Source organism: Micromonospora sp. NPDC023814 (assembly GCF_040639595.1).
Taxonomy (GTDB): Bacteria; Actinomycetota; Actinomycetes; order Mycobacteriales; family Micromonosporaceae; genus Micromonospora.
Genome location: NZ_JBFAAF010000245.1, coordinates 1 through 1297, shown reverse-complemented (window position 1 = coordinate 1297; position 1297 = coordinate 1). Strand labels below are relative to the sequence as shown.

The window sequence follows — 1297 nt, the reverse complement described above, 5'->3', positions numbered from 1 at the left end:
CCGATCTACCAGGAGCTCGCCACGTATCGATCCATCACACGCCGCGCTTCATCGCCTTGTGACCATCCGCCCTGCCGAGTTCCCGGACGCTCACTAAGCGATCGATGCGAGGTGGAGAAGCTGGTCACCGGCCTGCAGATCGTCGAGCCGGGAGTCGTCCCGGTGAGCGATTGACATCCCGACCCCGACGATGCTGCGGACGTGACCCGCGACGAACTGCTCGCAGTGCTCGCCCATAGAGCGGGGCCCGAGGAACCGCCGTTCTAACCAACGCGGCAGCCAGGAGCTGCGGGGTCGTTCCACATTCAAAATCAAAAACTTGGCGGGCTGGGACAGTTACCCAGTGCCGGGCCGTCCGTGCGTAGCTGGACTCTTGCGGCTGGGCCCGGTCAGGCCGCCGTCGCAGGCAGCGGCAGTGCGGGGAACGCCTTGGTTTCGTCGTAGGTGGTGCTGGTGGCCAGGCAGTGCTCCGTGACAAAAGGCGGGCGAGTGCCATGGAAGTCGCCACGAAGCCGCCCGCCACGAGCGCGTCGGTGAACTGTGCCACGATGCCCGCCGGGTCGTCGGCGTCGGACACGAAATGCAAAACGGCGATCATAAGCACCGCGACCGGTGCGGTGAAATCCAGCAGGTCGTTGACAGTTCGGCTGGCGAGAACGTCAGCCGGGCGACGCAGATCGGCTTGGATCACATCGGCGAGGGGGTTGTCGGCCAACAGCGTCGCACTGTGCTGCACTCGCCACCGGATCCACGTCGACATAGACAACCCGCGCATCCGGTGCCGCCTTCTGGGCCACCTCGTGGACGGTACCGAGGGTGGGAATGCTTCCGTTCGCTGGTGGTCTCGTCGACGCGTTTGTCGTTGCCCCGCCGCGCGACCACCTCGACCGCACCAGCCGAGGTGAGCACCTGCCGCGACCTCGCGTGACCGTTACGCACCACCAACCTGCGGCCCTGCTCATCCACCTGGTCGGCGTGCGCAGCGATGTACGCGGCGACCTCGGCTTCGAGGGCCGCGGCCAGTATCGCCCAGTCACACCGTCACGCACGATCTCATCGATCAACGACCCGCCGGACACGGCCGGCTGCGGTACGGAAGATGGCGTGGGCTCTTGCGGGTTGACTACCGTAAGCACGGGCGTACCTTCCCGACCCGCGTTGGCGCGCGGGCTCTACTCGATTCCTCGGATTCGGACTCGCCGGGGTGACTGGTCAGGTGCTCGTCGGCGGGTCGGCTTGACCTGGGGCGTTCGGGTTGGATCATGGTTGGGTGTGCGGAACGCCGTCGATCGTGGAG

Annotated in this window: 2 protein-coding genes and 1 pseudogene; all 3 read right to left on the bottom strand. The window is 66.3% G+C overall.

All coding sequences use genetic code 11. The features are described from left to right. Positions 1-124: 124 nt before the first annotated feature. Positions 125-760 carry an SAM-dependent methyltransferase gene (locus AB0G14_RS35780; protein ID WP_357705253.1) on the bottom strand — a complete coding sequence of 212 codons (636 nt, stop codon included), beginning with the start codon at positions 758-760 and terminating at the stop codon, positions 125-127. Next, positions 660-893 (bottom strand): SAM-dependent methyltransferase, encoded by a 234-nt coding sequence (locus AB0G14_RS35775; protein WP_357705255.1) that lies wholly within the window; start codon positions 891-893, stop codon positions 660-662. The genes AB0G14_RS35780 and AB0G14_RS35775 overlap by 101 nt, the downstream gene beginning before the upstream one ends. Further along, positions 826-1079: pseudogene (locus AB0G14_RS35770) on the bottom strand (transposase); the annotation flags it as partial. The gene AB0G14_RS35775 and the pseudogene AB0G14_RS35770, both read right to left, overlap by 68 nt. Positions 1080-1297: the final 218 nt, after the last annotated feature.

What these genes read in the sequence shown, in the direction of transcription:
- AB0G14_RS35780 (WP_357705253.1), bottom strand. Translation starts at nt 760, where the DNA reads ATGTCGACGTGGATCCGGTGGCGAGTGCAGCACAGTGCGACGCTGTTG.